Origin of the sequence: Stenotrophomonas riyadhensis (assembly GCF_040256885.1) — a bacterium.
Lineage (GTDB): Bacteria > Pseudomonadota > Gammaproteobacteria > Xanthomonadales > Xanthomonadaceae > Stenotrophomonas > Stenotrophomonas riyadhensis.
The window spans coordinates 3,304,115-3,323,118 of sequence record NZ_CP155568.1; the positions used below are offsets into that span (position 1 = coordinate 3,304,115).

Below are 19,004 nucleotides of genomic sequence, written 5' to 3' on the forward strand. Positions count from 1 at the left end.
GCGGGTGCAGGGCGCAGCCCTGCCGAGCAACCCTATACTTGCCGCCGTGACCGAATTCCCTGCCCTCGTTCCGCTGGATGCGCCCGTGCTGGTGGGCTACAGCGGTGGTGTCGACTCCACCGTGCTGCTGCACTGGCTGTGGCGCTGCGCACAGGCCTCCGGCACCTCGCTGCGCGCGGTGCACGTGCACCATGGCCTGCAAGCCGATGCGGACGACTGGGTGCTGCACTGCCAACAGCAATGCGCGGCTCGGGGCATCGAACTGGCCGTGCGCCACGTGCAGGTTGAAAGCGGTACGGGGCTGGGTCTCGAAGGTGCGGCACGGCAGGCGCGACGTGCCGCGTTCGCGGCCGAACTGCGCGACGGCGAAACACTGGCGCTGGCGCAGCACTTGGACGACCAGGCCGAAACGTTCCTGCTGCGTGCCTTGCGTGGCTCCGGCGTCGATGGGCTTGCCGCGATGTCCGCGCACAGCCGCCTTGGCGAAAAGCCTCTATGGCGACCGCTGCTGGCGATGCCACGCAGTGCACTCCTCGACTACGCCCGCCAACATGCACTGCACTGGATCGAAGACCCCAGCAATGGCGACGACCACGCCGATCGCAACTTCCTGCGCCTGCAGGTGCTGCCGTTGCTGCGCCAGCGCTGGCCACACGCCGCTGCGGCATTGGCGGGCAGCGCGACACACTGCAGGCAGACCCGCGAACTGCTCGACGAGGAAGACGCCGAGCTGATTGTGCACCTGGAAGTCGCTCCACGTGTGCTGTCGCTGCAGCTGCTGCGCCAGGTCTCACCGGGTCGCGCCGCACGCGTGCTGCGTGCCTGGGTGGTGGGCCACGGTGCGGCACCGCTGCCGGCCACGGTGCTGCAGCAGACGCTGGACGAACTGCTGCCGGCCGACAACGATCGCCAGGCCCGGGTGAGTTGGCACGATCACGCGATCCAGCAATGGCGCGACCACGCCTATCTGCTACCGGCCAGGCTGCCTGCGCTTCCCCCCGAGTGGCAGGCCGAATGGGATGGACGCGCACCGCTGGCACTGCCCGATGGCGGACAGCTGCGCCTGCAGGGCACCCCGGCCTTCGAACGCCCGCTGCAGGTCCGTGCACGCGTGGGCGGTGAGCGCATTCTGCTGCCGGGTCGCCAGCATTCGCACGCGTTGAAGGACTGCCTGCAGCGCGAACACCTCGCCCCCTGGCGACGCGCGCAGCTGCCGCTGATCTTCGATGGCCCGCAGTTGCTGGCCGCCGCCGACGTGGTCATCGCCGCACCGCTGCAGGCCTGGTTGCAGGCGCATGGTGCGCAGTTGCAGTGGCGCCCGGGCGGCTGGTGAATTGACCCCCGCGCGCGGCCCGTCCACACTTGCCGCATGGCCAAGAAGTCCCCCGAAAACGCCTCCCCGGTCGCCCAGTTCGAGCAGTCGCTCGAATCGCTGGAGCAGCTGGTGGAGCAGATGGAAACCGGCGAGCTGAGCCTGGAAGCTTCGCTCAGTGCTTACGAACGTGGCGTCGGCCTGTACCGCCAGTGCCAGCAGGCGCTGGAGCAGGCCGAACTGCGCGTGCGCCTGCTCAGTGATCCGGCCCAGCCGGACGCCGCCGAGCCTTTCGATCCGCCCAGCCATGACGGCTGAGGCCTTGTTCGCGCGCTGGCGCGACCGTATCGAAAGCCAGCTCGACGCCGCCCTGCCCTCGCCTGCTGAAGCGCCCCAGGGCCTGCACAAGGCCATGCGCTATTCGGTGCTGGGCGGGGGCAAGCGGATGCGCCCGCTGCTGGTGTACGCCAGCGGCCACCTGTTCGGCGCGCCGCCGGAGCATCTGGATGCGGCGGCGATGGCGGTCGAACTGATCCACGCCTATTCACTGGTGCATGACGACCTGCCCGCGATGGACGACGACGCCCTGCGCCGCGGCAAGCCGACCACCCACGTCGCCTTCGACGAAGCCACCGCGATCCTTGCTGGCGACGCCCTGCAGACCCGCGCCTTTGGCCTTCTGGCCGATGCGCCGCTGCCGGCTACCCTGCGCGTCGCCTGCCTGCAGACCCTGGCCCACGCGTCCGGCGCTGCTGGCATGTGCGGCGGCCAGGCCCTGGACATCGATGCCACCGGCCAGCAGCAGACGCTGGCGGCGCTGACCCGCATGCACGCGCTGAAGACCGGTGCGTTGATCCGCGCGGCGGTGCGCATGGGCGCGCTGTGCGGCCAGGCCCACGAACCGCAGCTGGCCCAGCTGGACAGCTTCGCCGACGCGCTTGGCCTGGCCTTCCAGGTGCGCGATGACATCCTTGATGTCGAAGCCAGTTCGGAACAACTGGGCAAGACCGCCGGCAAGGACCAGGCGCAGGACAAGAGCACCTTCCCCGCCCTGCTCGGCATGGACGGGGCGAAGGCCCAGCTGCACGAACTCGCGGCACGCATGCAGGCGATCCTGGCCGGGTACGGCGAGGAAGCCGATCCGCTGCGCGCGCTGGCAACACTGGCGGTGGAGCGCGATCACTGATCGATCGCGTCACCCTGTGCGGCCCCCCAATGAAAACGCCCGGCAATGCCGGGCGTTGTTGTTTCCGCATGCAGCCGGTCTTACTTGATCAGGCGCAGGGTGAACGGGTAGCGGTAGGCTTCGCCGTTGTTGGCCTTCACGGCAGCAATGATGCAGAACACCAGGTTGATGATGCCCACGATCGGCGCCAGGATGCCGCCGATGATCACCACCATCAGGATGATGCTGATGACCATGGCGATGGTCACGGTGATCTGGAAGTTCAGGGCTTCCTTGGCCTGGTCGGTCACGAAGGCCTTGCCCGCGTCATCCTTGTTGATCAGCCAGATGATCAGCGCGCCGATGAAGCCGGTGAAGATGCCCAGCAGGTGCGCGGCCAGGGCCATGGTGCGCTGGTCGGCCGGCACATCGGTGGTGGCCGGCGGCGGCGGGACGTTATCGAATTCGCTCACGACAAAACTCCTTTTCATTGGGTGGTCTTGACCCACCAGCACCAAGCTGGCTGCGTCAGGCGGGCATAGCTTACGCCATCAATGCCATCAATCATTACCGGCGATGGTCATCCGCCCCAGCAGGATCGAACCGGTCCGGATGTGCGAGCGCGGGTCGACGTCGCTGCCGACCGCCTCGATGCTGCTGAACATCTCGCGCAGGTTGCCAGCAATGGTGATGCCATCCACCGGGTACTGGATCTCGCCGTTCTCGACGCGGAAGCCGCCGGCACCGCGCGAGTAGTCGCCGGTCACCCCGTTCACGCCCTGCCCCATCAGTTCGGTCACCAGCAGGCCATCGCCCATCTGGCGGGCGATCTCCTGCAGGCCGCCAGCGTTGGCGGCCAGCTGCAGGTTGTGCACGCCACCGGCATTGGCGGTGGTCTGCAGGCCCAGTTTGCGTGCCGAATAGCTGCCCAGTACATAGCGTTGCAGCACGCCGTTGCAGACCAGGGCCGAGGCGCGGGTGGCCACGCCGTCACCATCGAACACGGCCGAGCGCAGGCCGCGACGCAGGTGCGGAAGCTCCTCGATCTGCATCCATTCCGGGAACAGGCGCTGGCCGACGCTGTCGAGCAGGAAGCTGGCCTGGCGGTACAGGGCACCGCCCGATACCGCCGACAGCAGGTGTCCAACCAGGCTGCGCGCCACTTCCGGGGCGAACAGTACCGGCATGCTGCCGGTGGCCATCGAACGCGGCTGCAGGCGGGCAACAGTGCGTTCGGCGGCGCGACGGCCGACCAGGCCCACGTTTTCCAGGTCCTCCCGGGCCAACGCGCTGGTGTACCAGCCGTCACGCTGCATGCCATCGCCCTGGCCGGCAATCAGCGCACAACCGACGGAATGGTGGGTGCCGCGCTCCCGGCCGATGAAGCCATGCGAATTGGCATACACCGACAGGCTCTGCATGCTGGACACCGAGGCGCCGTCGGAATTGCGGATCTGTGCGTCGGCCTCGCGACCGGCACTTTCACAGGCCAGGGCCAGGTCCACCGCCTCGTCGGCCTGCAGCGCCCACGGGTGCCAGCCGTCCAGGTCGGGGAAGTCGGTGGCCATCAGCGCGGCTTCGGCCAGGCCGGCGGCCGGGTCGTCCTCGGTATGGCGGGCGATCGCGCAGGCCTGCTCGACAGTAGCAGCAAGGCTGGCCTCGTTCAGGTCGCCGGTGCTGGCACTGCCCTTGCGCTGGCCGAAATAGACCGTCACGGCGATACCGCGGTCACGGGTGGACTGCACCGTCTCAACCTCGCCGAGGCGGACATTGACCTCCAGGCCACGGTCTTCACTGCAGCTGACCTCGGCCTGGCTGGCGCCCAGCGCACGGGCGCGGTCGAGCAGCTGCTGGGAAAGGTCGGCCAGCCGTTCCAGCCGGGCCGGGCTGTCGTCGCCGACGGCGGCTTCAGGGGCGATCACGTTCAATGCTTTATCCTGTACAGGTTGGGCCCGGCATCACGCCGGGCGACTTTTTTTGAGATCAGGTAGGGACGATGCGCGGACGCGACGAAGAAACCGGTGAATTCCACGACAAGAGCCGCAGCCAGAACCGGCGCGACGCGCTCGACGTCCTGGCCCTGGGCGAGAAGCTGGTGTCGTTGACCCCGGCCCAGCTGGCGCGCCTGCCGATCCCGGAAGACCTGCTGCCGCACATCGCCGAGTGCAAGCGCATCACCGCCCACATCGCCCACAAGCGCCAGCTGGCGTTCCTGGCCAAGCACATGCGCCGCGAAGAAGACGCCACGCTGGATGCGATCCGCGATGCGCTGGACGCCAACAGCGAAACCGGCCGCCGCGAAGTGGCGATGATGCATCGCGTGGAAGACTGGCGCGACCGCCTGCTGGCCGAGGGTGACAAGGCGCTGGCTGCACTGCTGGACGACTACCCGCAGGCCGACCGCCAGCAGCTGCGCACGCTGGTGCGCAATGCGCAGGCCGAAAAGGCCAGGAACAAGCCGCCGCGCGCCTACCGCGAAATCTTCCAGGTGCTGCGTGGCCTGATGCTGCCCGCCGCGCTGGGCCTGAAAGCCAGCGCCGAAGACGCCGACCACGTCGAGAGCGACGACGCCGACGAGGACTGAGGCCTCGCCGGCCCGGGCGGTGGCACTGGCCATCGCCCGGCTCAGGCCTGGGTACCGCCGACGGTGATGCCCTCGATCAGCAGCGAGGGCTGGCCGACACCCACGGGCACGCTCTGCCCGTCCTTGCCACAGATACCCACGCCCTCGTCCAGGGCCAGGTCGTTGCCGACCATGCGCACCTTCTGCATGGTTTCCGGGCCGTTGCCGATCAGGGTCGCGCCCTTCACCGGCGCGGTGATGCGGCCATCCTCGATCAGGTAGGCCTCGGTGGCCGAGAACACGTACTTGCCGCTGGTGATGTCGACCTGGCCGCCGCCGAAGTTGACCGCATACAGGCCCTTCTTCACCGAACGGATCATCTCCTGTGGGTCGTGCTGGCCGGCGCGCATGTAGGTATTGGTCATGCGCGGCATGGTCAGGTGCGCGAACGATTCACGACGCCCGTTGCCGGTCGGCGCCATGCCCATCAGCCGTGCGTTGAGACTGTCCTGCATGTATCCCACCAGGATGCCGTCCTCGATCAGCGTGGTGCACTGGGTCGGGTGGCCTTCGTCGTCGATGTTCAACGAGCCACGGCGACCGTCCAGCGTGCCGTCGTCGACGATGGTCACGCCCGGCGCCGCCACCCGCTCGCCGATGCGGCCGGCGTAGACGCTGGTGCCCTTGCGGTTGAAGTCGCCCTCCAGGCCATGGCCGACCGCTTCGTGCAGCAGCACGCCGGGCCAGCCCGGTCCGAGCACCACCGGCATCACCCCGGCCGGTGCCGGAACGGCGTCCAGGTTCACCAGCGCCTGGCGCAGTGCCTCGCGGGCGAACGCTTCCGGACGCCCCTCGGCGAACAGTTCCCCGTAGCCATAGCGGCCACCGCCTCCCGCATAGCCGGACTCGCGACGGCCGTTCTGCTCGACGATCACCTGCACGTTCAGGCGCACCAACGGGCGCACGTCGGCTCCCAGTACACCGTCGCTGCGGGCGATCAGCACCGTATCGACGCCGCCGGACAGGCTGACCATGACCTGCTTCACGCGCGGATCGGCGGCACGCAGGTAGCCATCCAGGCGCTTGAGCACCTCGACCTTGGCCTCGTTGCCGATGCCGTCGATCGGATCCAGCGCCGGGTACAGCGCGCGCGCATTGCCGCGCAGCAGCGATTGCCCGGACTGGGCCCCGCCCTCACGCGAGATCGCGCGCGCCGACTGCGCTGCCGTCAGCAGCGCATCGGCATGGATGTCATCGGAGTAGGCGAAGCCGGTCTTCTCGCCGGAAATCGCACGCACGCCCACGCCCTGCTCGATGGAATGGGCACCATCCTTGACGATGCCGTCCTCCACGCTCCAGCTTTCGCGGCGGGCGTGCTGGAAGTAAAGGTCACCAAAGTCGACACCCGGGCCGAGCAACTGGCCGAAAGTGCGCTCCAGGCCAGCGGTATCCAGGCCACCGGGGCGCAGCAGGCGGTCTTGGGCAAGCGTCAGGGCGATGTCAGTCATGTGTCTCGATCTGGGGATGCGGGGGCGCTGAGGCAAGCCCCATGAACAGGAAAACCACGCTCAGCGCGAGTGCGAGTGCGAGCGTGGCAGGTCGGTGACCGTCGGCGGCACCTCTGGGGCTGGGCCCGGTGCAGGCGCCGGCGGGGTTTTGTCGCGGCTGCGTTCAATCACGTCCACCTTCGGCTCCTTCCATGGGCCGGTCACCTTGTAGGTACGGGCGCCGATCTCGCCGAGCGGTTTGGACAATACCGCATTGGTGGCGGCGCCGAGTGCCGCGCCCACCGGGCCGCCGGCCACTGCGCCGACCACGGTCAGCAGGTTGCCGGCGCGCGGGTTGACGTCGATGGTCTGGTCGAACTGCTGGTTGCGCAGATCGGCCTGGCCGCGGATGGTGATGTTCGCCGCCGGTCCCTCGATCAGTACTTTGTCGGTACGGGCCATGCCCTGGCCGAACTGCACGCTGCCATCGACCTGGTTGAACGCGAAGCCCTTGGAGAAGAAATCGCGGAAGTCGAACATCAGGCGCCTCGGCAGCTGCGCGACACTGAGCAGGCCGAGCACGCGGCCGGCGCCGGGCTCCAGCTCCAGCAATTGCCCATTGCGCGCGTGCAGGTCGAGCCGGCCCTGCAGATTGGCCAGCTGGAAGTCCGAGGGACCGCCGCTCCACGAAGCCTGCAGCTGGGCCTGGCCGGAGCCGCCACGCAGCTGGCCACCGTAGTCCAGGTTCTGCATCAGCCCGCCCAGGTCTTCACTGCGCACCTGCGCGGTCAGTTCGGTACGGGCGCCACCGGTACGGCCCAGCCAGCGACCACTGATGTCGATCTCCTGGTCCGGCGCGCGGAAGCGCAGCTCGTCCACGTTCAGGCCGTTGGCCAGCGGCCGCGTACGCAGCACCGCCTGGCCGAGTACGACCTTGCCGAACTGCAGATCGGCGATGTCCAGCGCGAACGGCGGCAGCTTGGCCGGATCCATGTCGTTGGCGCCGGCCTGCACCCGCGCCGGCGCAGCCGGCGCCCCCGGTGCGGCCGGCAGCGACTGCCAGTGCACGCGGTCGAGCTGGCCACTGATCGTGCCGCCCTCGGCATTGGGAACGGTCAGGCGTCCCGCCAGTGACGGTCCGTCCAGGCGTACATCCAGCGCCTGCGGACCGGGCTGCAGCTGCAGCCGCGTCTGCTCGAAGACGCCGCCGATCAGCATCAATCTGCCGACCTGCACATCCACCGCACGCAGCGGCATGCTGTCATCGTCACCACCGCCACGCGCCAGGCTGATCCATTCCAGCGCATCCAGGGTCGGGCTGCGACCGTTGACGGTCAGCCCGCTCGGTGGCGGCTCGCGGTCGACGTGGTCGCTGCCGAGCGTGACCTGGACGCCGGTCTGGTTGTTATGGCTGCGCGCGGCCAGGGCCAGGCGCTGGCCAAAGGCCACGTCGATGCGGCCAGCCCCCATCGGCAGCTGTGCGGCCACCGTGGTCGCCAGCGGTTCGGCGGCCGGCTTGTCCAGCGGTGCCGGCAGGTCCAGGCGGGTGCCCACCAGATCCGAACTCAAGCGCAGTTCGCTGGGCGGTGCAGGTGCCCCCGGCGCGACCTTCGGCAGGTTGACCGCGATGGTCCACGGCGAGGTGCCGGCGACGTAGGGCTTCAACCACGCCATTTCCGGTGCGCGGTCGATCAGCACGCCGGCATCGAGGTTGGCCGACAGCTGCGATTCAAAGGCCAGCTTGCTGTCGTGCACGTAACCGCCGGCGCGCAGGCTCAGGCGGCCGTCCTGGCCGAGGTGACGCACCGCCAGTTCCTCGGCGTCGAAACCGCCGTTGCTGTAGCGCGCCTGCCCATGCATGTTGTCGAAGGTCAACTGGAACCGCTTGTCGACCAGCTTCACACCGTTGAGGTCGACCGTGCCCTGCAGGTGGCCCTCGCCTTCATCCAGGTGCAACGGCTGCAGCAGGTCGAAGGTCACATGCGCCGGTCCCGCGGCGGTGAGGTTGTCGAGGGTGTCACCGTAGTCGTGGTGCAACGGGCTCTGCCGCAGCATCGCCAGCAGCTTGCCCGCTTCGCTCTGGGCATCGGCGCGCACGTACAGCGGCTGCTGGCCGAAATCAGGAATGCCGGCTTCGAACTGCTGTACCGCCACACCGGCCAGATCACCGCGTCCGCGCATGTCGAAGCCGGGGCCGATGAAGGCGATATCGGCATCGACCTGGCTCATCAGTGGCCAGTCGTGCTGGAAACGGATATCGCCGTTGGTGATGTGGCCGGTGGCCTCGAAGCGGCCATCGTTGTTGTCGAACGGCCAGTCGTCCAGGTCACCGCTGACCAGACCGACGCCATTGCGCACCTGGCCGCCGGCCAGCGCCATGTCCAGCCAGTCGGTGGCGCCCTTGCTCATCTTGGAGTGGATCCAGAAGCGCTTGGCCGCAGTCATCGGCACATCGTCCAGCTTGGCTGCCAGCTGCAGCCAGGGCCGCGTGCCGTCGCCCTGGAACCAGACGCCGCCACGCACATCGGCCGCATAGTCAGTGCCTTCCACGCGCATCGCTGCGGTGCCGATACGCCAGCCACCGCCCTCGTCGCGCCAGCCCACCACCTGCCCCGCCAGGTGCAGGTCATGGCGCACACCAAAGCCGGTCGGCCAATCGAACTGCAGCTGCCGTTGCGGCTCCAGCTGCAGGCTGAAGCCATCGGCATCGCCCTCGAAGCGCCCGCCCAGGCCGCGCAGGCCCGGGGAATGCCCCACACTGGCAAAGCCCAGCGACTGCAGCTCGCCCTGCGCCCTCAACGGACCATCACGCTCACCAGCCAGTTGCAGCTGACGCACATCCAGCTGCGGCCTGGACAGGAACAGCCAATGGCGCAGGCCGGGCTCGAGGCGATCACTCAGCGCCAGCGCACGCAATGCGGTACCCGCCTGGACTTCACCGGAACTCACCCGCAGTTGCTTGCCGACCTGCAACTGCAGGCCATCGAGCTGTTGTTCGCCGTCATCCGTCTTCAAACGAAGCCGCGGTACCTGCAGTGCCCAGCCATCGGCCTGGCGCTGCCAACGCAGGCGCGCCTGCAGGCGCTGCAGCTGCAGTTGCGGCGTCGCCACGTCAGGCATCGGCGCACCGTCGATGCGCACATCACGCAGGTCCGAGTCGGTGGTCAGCGCCACCGGCGCGAAATCGCGCAGGGTCAGCCACAGGTTCAGTTCCCCCTTGCCTTCGCGCAGGCGCACGCCGCCGGCGGCCAGCAACGGCGACCAGGCATGGAAATCAACAGGATCGGCGCCCAGCCAGGCCTGGCCGTTGCCGCGGGCGCGATCCACGTCCAGCACCGCGGTCAGCGGCAGGGCATCGGTCTGCGCCCAGGCACGCACGCCCACGCGCAGGCGGTCGCCATTGACGCGCAGGCGCAGATCGATACGCGGCAACGTTGTGTCGATACCCAGCCCTGGCGCATGCACGCCCAGGCGGCCATCGATCACCTGCAGCTCGCCCAGCCGGCGCAGCGCGTCCAGTGGGTCACCACCAGCGTCGGACTGCGGCAGGCCACGTACCGACCAGCGGCCGTCCTCGCCCTGCTGCAGGTCCAGTGCCAGGCCACGCAGGCGCAACTCGGTCAGCGAGCGCCCGGGCAGCAGCCCGCTGTACATCGACACCAGCACTTCGGCCTCGCCGATCGCCAGGCCCTGGCCGGCGCCGATGCGCAGGCCCTTCAGCTGCAGCAGCGGGCCGCGACGGGTCCATGCGGTCTGCAACTGGTCGAAACGCACCGGCTGGCCGGCACGCTCGCTCAGCCAGGCGGCAATCTTGTCGGGATGGCGCTCGGCCAGCGGCAGCAGCTGGCTGAGCGTGCCCACCAGCAGTGCAAGCCCGACCAGGCCCACCGCGCAGGCGGCAATGAAATGACGGCGGATCCTTCGCAGTCGCAGGCGCGGCGGCGCGCTCATCGGCCACCGCCGGCCTGCAGCCGGCGAGGGTCAGAGCAGAACGACATCGAATTGCTCCTGCAGGTACTGCTCGTCCGCCTGGAAACGGATGCTCTTGCCGAGGAACTCTTCCAGCTCGGCCACCGCCGAGGACTCCTCGTCGGTAATGCGCGCAACAACCTTGGTCGAAGCAATCACCAGCAGGCGCGCCGCATCGAACTGGCGCACCGCGCGGGTGATCTCGCGGAAGATCTCGTAGGTCACCGTCTCGGTGGTCTTGATGCTGCCACGGCCGCTGCACTGCGGGCAGGTTTCCGACAGCTGGCGCTCCAGGCTTTCCACCGTGCGCTTGCGGGTCATCTCCACCAGGCCCAGCGGCGAGAAGTCGTACACCGTGGTCTTGGCATGGTCGCGGGCCAGCGCCTTCTCCAGGGTGCGCAGCACCTGGCGCCGATGCTCGGCATCGTCCATGTCGATGAAATCGATGATGATGATGCCGCCCAGGTTGCGCAGCCGCAGCTGCCGGGCCACCGCCTGCGCGGCCTCCAGGTTGGTGCGGAACACCGTCTCTTCCAGGTTGCGCTGGCCGAGGAACGAACCGGTGTTGACGTCGATGGTGGTCATCGCCTCGGTCTGGTCGATCACCAGGTAGCCGCCGGATTTCAGCGGCACCTGCTTGTCCAGCGCGCGGCCGATCTCGTCCTCCACCCCGAACATGTCGAAGATCGGGCGATCGCCCGAATACAGTTCCAGCTTCTCGGCCAGCACCGGCATGTACTTGGCCACGAACGCCTGCAGCTGCGCGAAGGTTTCCTTGGAGTCCACCTTCACCTTGTCCACGTCCTTGCGGATCAGGTCGCGCACCGAACGCAGCGGCAGGCTCAGGTCTTCATAGATGTTGCTGCACGAAGGCGCTTCGCGGCCCCGTCGCTCGACCACGTTCCAGACCCGCGACAGGTAGGCGATGTCCTCGGCAATGGCCTCGGCCGGCTGCCCCTCGGCATTGGTACGCACGATGTAGCCGTAGCCGCCATGCTGGGCCGACAGTTCGGTCACCAGCGCCTTCAGCCGCGCGCGTTCGCCTTCATCCTCGATACGCGCCGACACGCCCACCACCTTGGACTGCGGCAGCAGCACCATGTAACGCGAGGGGATGCTGATCTGCGTGGTCAGGCGCGCCCCCTTGGTACCGATCGGGTCCTTCACCACCTGTACCACGATGTCCTGGCCATCGCGCAGCAGCTCGACGATGGGCACGCTGGACGGCGGTGGCAGCGTGGTGTTCTCGGTGTCGGCGCTGGCCACCGGCGCCGGCCGCACCACGTCGTTGGCGTGCAGGAACGCAGCGCGCTCCAGCCCGACCTCGACGAAGGCCGCCTGCATGCCGGGCATGACCCGCTGCACCTTGCCCTTGTAGATGTTGCCGACCACACCCCGGCGCCAGCCGCGCTCGATATGCAGCTCCTGCAGCATGCCGTTTTCGATCACTGCGACCCGGGTCTCGCGCGGGGTCACATTGACCAGGATTTCCTCAGACATCGGCAGCCTCCCTGGCGGCATCAGCAGTTGGGGCCGGCACGCCGCAGCGCGCCAGCAGACGATCGGTGTGCAGCAGCGGCAGTCCCATCACGCCGGAGTAGCTGCCGGAAAGATGTTCGATCCAGCGCTCGGCCCCGCCCTGGATGGCATAGGCCCCGGCCTTGTCCAGCGGTTCGCCGTTGGCCACGTAGGCAGCGATGTCGGCGGCGCTGATCGGCGCGAAGGTCACCTCGGAAATGACCAGCTCACTGTCCAGCCCGTCCGCAGCCACCACCACCACTGCGGTCATCACCTGATGGGTGCGCCCGGCCAGCCGGGCCAGCATCGCCCGCGCGTCGGCGGGATCGGCCGGCTTGCCGAACACTTCACCGTCCAGCACCACCTCGGTGTCCGAGCCGAGCACCCGCGCCTGCGGATCATCGGCCAGCACCCGGGCCAGGCCGGCGCGCGCCTTGTCGGCGGCGACCCGGCATACATACTGTTCGGCGCTTTCAGCGGGCGCGCGCTGCTCGACGACCTCCAGGTCCAGGGCCTGGAAGGGGCGTCCGAGTCGGGCCAGCAACTGGTTGCGTCGGGGGGAGCGGGAAGCAAGATAGAGCATCGGCACAGCATAACCTGAGGCCGCCACCTGAATCGTCGGCAACCCGTTCCGGAACGCGTTCAACCCCGAACGGGCTCACAGCGCGTTCATCGCTACGACACCACCCTCAACGGCACAACAAGGAGTTCTCCATGCGCCTGACCGCCACCCCGCTGCTGCTTGCCCTGTCCCTCGCCCTTGGAACCTCGATGACTGCCCATGCCGCCCCGTCGTCGCCGTCGATCGCCACCCCGGCCGAAGGCACGCTGCTGAACATCTCGGCCAATGCCGAAGCCACCCGCGTACCGGACGTGGCCACCCTGTCGGCCGGCGTGGTCACCCAGGCTGCCGATGGCAACAGCGCCATGCGCCAGAACGCCCAGCAGATGGACAAGGTGCTGGCCGCGATCAAGGCCGCCGGCATCGCCGAGCGTGACGTGCAGACCAGCGGCATCAGCCTCAATCCGCAGTACCGCTATGCCGACAACGAAGCGCCGAAGATCACCGGCTACCAGGCCAACAATACGGTCAGCCTGAAGGTGCGCGACATCGCCAAGCTCGGCAAGGTGCTGGACGCACTGGCCGCACAGGGCGCCAACCAGATCAATGGCCCCAGTTTCGAGATCGACCAGCCGGAACCGGTCTATGACGAAGCGCGCCTGGCTGCGCTGAAGAAGGCCCAGGCCCGCGCCCAGACCTACGCGAAATCACTGGGGCTGCAGGTGCGCCGCATCGTCAGCATCTCCGAAAACAGCAACGGCGGCTTCCGCCCGATGCCGATGATGCGGACGATGTCCGCCGGTGCGGCGATGGACAAGGCCACTACGGTCGCGCCGGGCGAATCGACGGTCTCGGTCAACCTGGACGTGGTGTTCGAACTGGGCCGCTGATCGCGTCCAGCACCGCCAACGAAGGCGGGTCCCGCAGGGGGCCCGCCTTTTTTCATGCGCACCACCGGTGCTGGCTGAAGGCCAGCCCAACGATGCCGCCCCTGCCTCTAGGCAGTGGCGGCCATGCCGCGCTACTGATGCACTGCCAGCCGCGTGCGGCAACCCCGCCACGGGCCCTGGTGCGTTGAGGACTTCGTCACTGGCATGGAGGTGGACCATGGTTCGTACGTATCCCGTTGCATCCCCGCACTTCGACCCCGCCCGCGTTGCCGCCTGGAGCGCGGCCATCGCCCTGCATCTGCTCGCATTCCTGCTGCTGCTCATACCGGCGACCTACCAAGCCGTACAGGTCCCGCGCGACAAGACCACGGTACGGCTGATCGAGAAGATCCCCCCACCGCCGGCACCGCCGAAACTGGACCCAAAGGAGATCGCTCGGGTCGTGCCGAAGCCGCATGCACAGCCGGCAACGCCGCCCCTGCCCGCTCCCACCGCGACCGTGGAGGACACCCAGGGCATCGCACTTCCAGCGGCCGAACCGGCCCCGCCACAGCTCGCGCCGAGCATCGACAGTGCTGCACCGCTGGCCGGAGCGCAGCTGCAATACCGCAGTGCACCGCCACCCACCTATCCGGTGCCGGCCCTGCGCAATCATGAGCAAGGCACGGTGCTGCTGCGGGTGGAAGTCGACAGCAGCGGCCAGCCGGTCATGGTCAGCATCGAGCGCAGCAGTGGCTCGCGCAGCCTGGACCAGGCCGCGCGCCAGCAGGTGCTCAAGCGCTGGCGTTTCGAACCGGCCCAGCGTGATGGCGTAGCGGTCCCGGCCATCGGCCTGGTGCCAGTGCAGTTCTCGCTGCCGGAGTGATCGTTCCGGGCCGGCCCGGCGACCCGTCGGGCCGGCTTTCACACGCGAAAAGACAGACTCGGCAAAGCCAGCAGTCAGTCGTTACGAATTAAGCAAAATTTCACTGCTTCGTCACCCATCGGAAACCTAGATTGGCCCGTCCCGGAACCTTCCGGAGACAGCCCTCAACGCTATGGTTTTCCAGTTAGGAGAGAAGCTGTGAAACACCTGATCCAACGGCCCGCCAGCCGCCGCCGCTGCACCCTGGCATCATCCATCACCCATATCCTTGCCGGCAGCACGCTGCTGCTGGTTGGTGCGGTAGCTTCCAACTCCGCCTTCGCGCAGGAGCAGGAGAAGGCCACCAACCTCGACCGCATCACGGTCACGGGCTCAAACATTCCGCGCACCAACACCGAAACGCCGTCGCCGGTGCAGGTGGTGACCCGCCAGGAAATCGACCGCACGGGCAAGACGTCGCTGTCGGAGTACCTGCAGACACTGACCGCTAATGGCGCAGGTTCGATTCCCAAGTCCTTCGGTACCGGCTTCGCCGGCGGCGGCTCGGGCGTGTCGCTGCGCGGCCTTGGCGCGGGGTCGACGCTGATCCTGTTGAACGGCCGCCGCATGGCCACCTATGGCCTGGCCGATGACGGCCAGAAGGTCTTCACCGACCTGAGCACCATTCCGATGGACGCCGTCGAGCGCGTCGAAGTCCTCAAGGACGGCGCCTCGGCGATCTATGGTTCCGACGCCATTGCCGGTGTGATCAACATCATCCTGCGCAGTGATTTCCAGGGGGCGACTCTGCGTGCCTCCTACGGCACGTCGGGCGACGGTGATGGTGACGAAAAGAAGGCAACCTTGACCGCTGGTACCGGTGACCTGGCCAAAGATGGCTGGAATGCCTTCATCAGCGTCGACGTCGGCAAGTCCGACGCAATCAAGGTCAGCGACCGCAAGAACCGGAAGTGGATCGGGACCGGCGACCTGCGTCGCTGGGGCTACGACTTCGACGGTTCGTATTTTGGTGCCGGCGGCGGTGCATACATCAACAACCGTACCGGCGGCGGCGTAGGCCCCAATGGCTCGGTATTCGATGATCGCAACGCGACTGCCGCCAACCCCGGTCAGTTGGTTCCGCTGCCGGGCTGCGCCGGGCTCAGCAATATTCCGGGCCAGACGGATGCATCGGCCGCGCAGCAGGGCTGCCTGTGGGATCCGAACCAGAAGTACCGTGACCTGACGCCGGAAGAAAAGTACGTCAACGTGTTCGGTCGTGCGACCTTCGCCTTCGGCGAGGGTGGTGAGATCTACACCGAGATCGGCTACTCGAAGAAGGAAACCACCTTCACCAATACGCCGTCCGGTGTCTCTGGTGGTTGGGGCTATCCTGGCCATACCGTCAATGCCAATAGTGGACCGGGTGCAACAGTGCTCGGCCCAACCCATCCGGACAATCCGATTCCCGGCCAGGCCTCGCGCCTACGTTACAGCGCGTGGGACGTGGGTCCGCGCGTGACCGAGAACACCAACGAGTTCAACCGCTTCCTGGTAGGGGCCAAGGGCAACTGGGGAGACTGGAGCTATGACGCCGGCTACCTGCACTCGGGTACCGATCTGGTCAGTGAGCGCACCGGCTTCCTGCGCTACAGTGCAGTGCGCTGTGCATTGGCCGACCCGAACTGTGCCGGTGGTGTGTGGCGCATCGGCGATGATGCCGGAAAGAATTCGCAGGCACTGTACGATTTCATTTCGCCGCGCATCAGTGCACGCGCCAAGACCAGCCTGGACTCCTTCAACGCTACTGTCTCGCGCAGCCTGATGGACCTCAAGGGCGGCCCCCTGGGCCTGGCAATCGGCACCGAATGGCGCCGCACCAGCAACAGCCTGACACCGCAGACCTATACCGACCAGGGCGACATCATCGGCCTGGGCTATTCGGCCTACGACGGCATCCAGAACGTGTACGCCGGCTACGTCGAACTGTCGGCGCCGGTGCTGGAATCGCTGGAGCTTTCCGGCGCCCTGCGCTATGACAAATATGATGGCGGCGATGGCAAGGCCACTCCGAAACTGGGTGTCAAGTGGACCCCGGCCGACTGGATCGCCCTGCGCGCAAGCTATGCCGAAGGTTTCCGTGCTCCCAATGTGGCCGAAAGCGGCGTCGGTGGTCTGGCGGGATTCTCCAGCATCAAGGATCCGATCCGATGCGCCCTCCAGGGAACCACCTCCAACTGCCAGTCGCGTCAGGTGGCGATCATCACCAACTCCAACCCAGCGCTCAAGCCTGAGGAGTCGAAGAGCTATTCGTTCGGTGTGGTCCTGCAGCCAACGCGCACTACGTCGTTGACCGTGGACGCCTGGGAGATCAAGCGCACCAACGAGATCGCTTCCAGTGAACCGTCCGACGAGATCCTTGCCGGCAACGTGGTGCGCGATTCCGACCTCATCAATGGCGTAGCAGGATCCGGTACGATTCTGGCGGTCAACAATCGTTATGTGAACGCTGCCTCTTCGCGTGTTCGTGGCATCGATACCGATATCCGGCAGACCTTCGATATCGGCCCCGGCCAGCTCGAGATGGACCTGCAGTGGAGCCACCTGCTGAAGTTCGAACGCACCAATGGTGGATCCACTTCCGACTATCTCGGTACACACGGCAACTGCGACGTTTCCAACTGCATCGGCACGCCCAAGGACAGGGCAAACCTCGGTGCCACCTGGAAGCAGGGCCCCTGGAGTGTCAGCGGTGTTGCCAACTACATCAGCAAACTGGAAAACATCGACAAGCGCGGTGGCGACTACCAGGCGTTCTATGCCGACGGCACGCCAGTGAAGAAGATCGCGTCGTTCACGAGCTTCGACCTGTCCGGCCGCTGGAACGTAACCGAGCAGTTCGAGCTCAATGCATCGGTGCAGAACGTATTTGATCGCATTGCACCGCTGGATCCAGTGACCTATGGCGCCGTGAACTACAATCCGATGCACTTTGCCGGTGCAGTCGGCCGCTTCTTCACCGTCGGTGCCAAGTACACCTTCAAGTAAGACCGGCAATACTGTTCAACGCAGTACTTTCGAAGGCCCGGGCACCTGCCCGGGCCTTCGTCATTGCGCCTCTTGCAGGCATGTTCACGAGCACGTGGCTACCGTATGCACGCGGCATCATCGCCGCAGGGGACCTGCATGGCCGCGACTTCGCAACGCCTGGGCCTGCCCGCGTTGACCGCACTGGTGGTCGGCTCGATGGTTGGTGCCGGCATCTTTTCATTGCCACAGAACGTGGCGCGCAGCGCCGGCCCGGCTGCGGCGCTGATCGGCTGGGCGGTAAGTGGCGCCGGCATGCTGATGCTGGCCTTCGTGTTCCAGGCCCTGGCCAACCGCCGGCCGGACCTGGATACCGGTATCTATGCGTACGCCCGCGAAGGCTTCGGCAACTACATCGGCTTCTCCGCGGCATGGGGCTACTGGGTTGCTTCCGTACTTGGCAACGCCAGCTTCTTCGTGCTGATCTTCAGTGGCCTCGGCCACTTCATGCCGGTCTTCGGCGAAGGCAATACCCCGGCCGCCGTTGCCGCTTCGTCACTGCTGCTGTGGACCGTGCACCTGCTGGTACTGCGCGGCCTGCGCACCGCAGCCATCGTCAACGGCCTGGTGACGGTGGCCAAGCTGCTGCCGATCGCGCTGTTCCTGGTCCTGGCCGCCGGCGCCTTCCGCATGGAGGTGTTCCGCGCCGATTTCCTCGGCACACCCGCGCTCGGCGACCTCGGCCAGCAGTTGCGCGGCATGATGCTGGTGACCGTGTGGGTGTTCATCGGCATCGAAGGCGCCAGCATCTATTCGCGACGTGCCGCGCGCCGTGCCGACGTTGGCCGCGCCACGGTGATCGGTTTCCTCGGCGTGTGGCTGCTGCTGGTGCTGGTCAGCCTGCTGTCGATGGGGGTGCTGTCACAGGCCGAACTGGCCGGGCTGCCCAATCCGTCGATGGCCTATGTACTGCGCGCGATCGTCGGCGAATGGGGCGCCACGGTGATCATCGTCGGTTCAATCATTTCCGTGCTCGGTGCGCTGCTGGCCTGGGTGCTGCTGTGCGCCGAAGTGCTGTACGCCGCGGCCGGCGACGGCACCATGCCGGCCTTCCTCGGCCGCGAGAATGCGCGCGGCGTTCCGGCCAATGCGCTCTGGTTGAGCAATGGGTTGATCCAGCTGTTCCTGCTGCTGGTACTGGTCAATTCCGGCAGCTACACCGGGCTGGTGCTGCTGGCCGCGTCGATGAGCCTGGTGCCCTACTTCCTGTCCACGGCATTCGGCGTACAGCTGGCCTGGCGTGGGCAGGCCTATGCCGGTGAACCCGTCGTGCGCTGGCGCGATTTTGGGGTCGCACTGCTGGCCAGCGCCTATGCGCTGTGGCTGGTATATGCTGGCGGCCTCGACAACCTGCTGCTGTCGGTACTGCTGTACGTGCCCGGCGTGGCGTTGTTTGCATTGACCCGGCGCCAGCGCGGCGAGCGTGTGTTCACGCGCTGGGAGTGGGTGCTGTTCGGTGCGATCCTGATCGTAGCGATCGCCACGCTGGTCGCGTTCTCCAGAGGTGAGCTGGCACTGTAGAGCCGAGCCCACGCTCGGCTTCGCACAGGCAGCCGAGCCGGCTCGGCTCTACAAGGCAAGGCAAGGCAAGGCAAGCCGAGCATGGC

14 protein-coding genes are annotated in these 19,004 nt (G+C 67.1%); 8 read left to right on the plus strand and 6 right to left on the minus strand.

Annotated elements, in window-relative coordinates; translation table 11 throughout:
- The first annotated feature begins 46 nt into the window (after positions 1-46).
- Genes tilS through SriyCCGPB3_RS15460 form a run of 3 tightly spaced genes read left to right on the plus strand, consistent with a single transcriptional unit; the run spans position 47 to position 2,498 of the window.
- On the plus strand, positions 47-1,333 hold the full coding sequence (gene tilS, locus SriyCCGPB3_RS15450; protein ID WP_350259477.1) for a tRNA lysidine(34) synthetase TilS: 1,287 nt from the start codon (positions 47-49) through the stop codon (positions 1,331-1,333).
- Positions 1,334-1,369: 36 nt separating this feature from the next.
- Entirely contained in the window at positions 1,370-1,630 is a 261-nt protein-coding gene (locus tag SriyCCGPB3_RS15455; RefSeq protein WP_180848089.1) for an exodeoxyribonuclease VII small subunit, read from the plus strand.
- The gene (locus SriyCCGPB3_RS15460; protein WP_180853805.1) at positions 1,620-2,498 is read left to right on the plus strand and encodes a polyprenyl synthetase family protein; all 879 of its coding nucleotides are present in this window, start codon (positions 1,620-1,622) and stop codon (positions 2,496-2,498) included. The genes SriyCCGPB3_RS15455 and SriyCCGPB3_RS15460 overlap by 11 nt, the downstream gene beginning before the upstream one ends.
- An 80-nt stretch (positions 2,499-2,578) precedes the next feature.
- On the opposite strand, the gene SriyCCGPB3_RS15465 is transcribed toward SriyCCGPB3_RS15460, so the two are convergent.
- Together SriyCCGPB3_RS15465 and pmbA are read right to left on the minus strand one after the other, a co-directional pair.
- Complete coding sequence (locus tag SriyCCGPB3_RS15465; RefSeq protein WP_110713049.1) at positions 2,579-2,950, minus strand: DUF4870 domain-containing protein; 372 nt, start codon at positions 2,948-2,950, stop codon at positions 2,579-2,581.
- A gap of 87 nt (positions 2,951-3,037) precedes the next feature.
- Positions 3,038-4,405 (minus strand): metalloprotease PmbA, encoded by a 1,368-nt coding sequence (gene pmbA, locus SriyCCGPB3_RS15470; protein WP_350259478.1) that lies wholly within the window; start codon positions 4,403-4,405, stop codon positions 3,038-3,040.
- A 68-nt stretch (positions 4,406-4,473) separates the two neighbouring features.
- On the opposite strand from pmbA, the gene yjgA reads away from it, so the two are divergent.
- Positions 4,474-5,061, plus strand: coding sequence for a ribosome biogenesis factor YjgA (gene yjgA / locus SriyCCGPB3_RS15475; protein WP_110713052.1), 588 nt, complete (start codon positions 4,474-4,476; stop codon positions 5,059-5,061).
- Between the two features lie 41 nt (positions 5,062-5,102).
- On the opposite strand, the gene tldD is transcribed toward yjgA, so the two are convergent.
- The 4 genes from tldD to SriyCCGPB3_RS15495 are packed head-to-tail and all read right to left on the minus strand — an operon-like array spanning position 5,103 to position 12,597.
- Positions 5,103-6,548 carry a metalloprotease TldD gene (gene tldD, locus SriyCCGPB3_RS15480; RefSeq protein WP_110713053.1) on the minus strand — a complete coding sequence of 482 codons (1,446 nt, stop codon included), beginning with the start codon at positions 6,546-6,548 and terminating at the stop codon, positions 5,103-5,105.
- Positions 6,549-6,608: 60 nt separating this feature from the next.
- Positions 6,609-10,478: a YhdP family protein gene (locus tag SriyCCGPB3_RS15485; protein ID WP_164162049.1), complete on the minus strand. Its 3,870-nt coding sequence runs from the start codon at positions 10,476-10,478 to the stop codon at positions 6,609-6,611.
- 30 nt (positions 10,479-10,508) lie between these two features.
- Positions 10,509-11,996, minus strand: a complete 1,488-nt coding sequence (gene rng / locus SriyCCGPB3_RS15490) for a ribonuclease G (protein WP_049444954.1) — start codon at positions 11,994-11,996, stop codon at positions 10,509-10,511.
- Complete coding sequence (locus SriyCCGPB3_RS15495; protein WP_153855796.1) at positions 11,989-12,597, minus strand: Maf family nucleotide pyrophosphatase; 609 nt, start codon at positions 12,595-12,597, stop codon at positions 11,989-11,991. The genes rng and SriyCCGPB3_RS15495 overlap by 8 nt, the downstream gene beginning before the upstream one ends.
- 131 nt (positions 12,598-12,728) lie before the next feature.
- Here SriyCCGPB3_RS15495 and SriyCCGPB3_RS15500 point away from each other — a divergent pair, with 131 nt between their 5' ends.
- The 4 genes from SriyCCGPB3_RS15500 (at position 12,729) to SriyCCGPB3_RS15515 (ending at position 18,918) form a co-directional block, all read left to right on the plus strand.
- Positions 12,729-13,466, plus strand: a complete 738-nt coding sequence (locus tag SriyCCGPB3_RS15500) for an SIMPL domain-containing protein (protein WP_110713058.1) — start codon at positions 12,729-12,731, stop codon at positions 13,464-13,466.
- Positions 13,467-13,683: 217 nt separating this feature from the next.
- Complete coding sequence (locus SriyCCGPB3_RS15505) at positions 13,684-14,331, plus strand: energy transducer TonB (RefSeq protein ID WP_153855794.1); 648 nt, start codon at positions 13,684-13,686, stop codon at positions 14,329-14,331.
- Positions 14,332-14,529: 198 nt separating this feature from the next.
- A complete protein-coding gene (locus tag SriyCCGPB3_RS15510; RefSeq protein ID WP_164162050.1) occupies positions 14,530-17,358 on the plus strand; it encodes a TonB-dependent receptor in 2,829 nt (942 codons plus the stop codon).
- 138 nt (positions 17,359-17,496) lie between these two features.
- Positions 17,497-18,918: a basic amino acid/polyamine antiporter gene (locus SriyCCGPB3_RS15515; protein WP_248858068.1), complete on the plus strand. Its 1,422-nt coding sequence runs from the start codon at positions 17,497-17,499 to the stop codon at positions 18,916-18,918.
- The last annotated feature ends 86 nt before the right edge of the window (positions 18,919-19,004 follow it).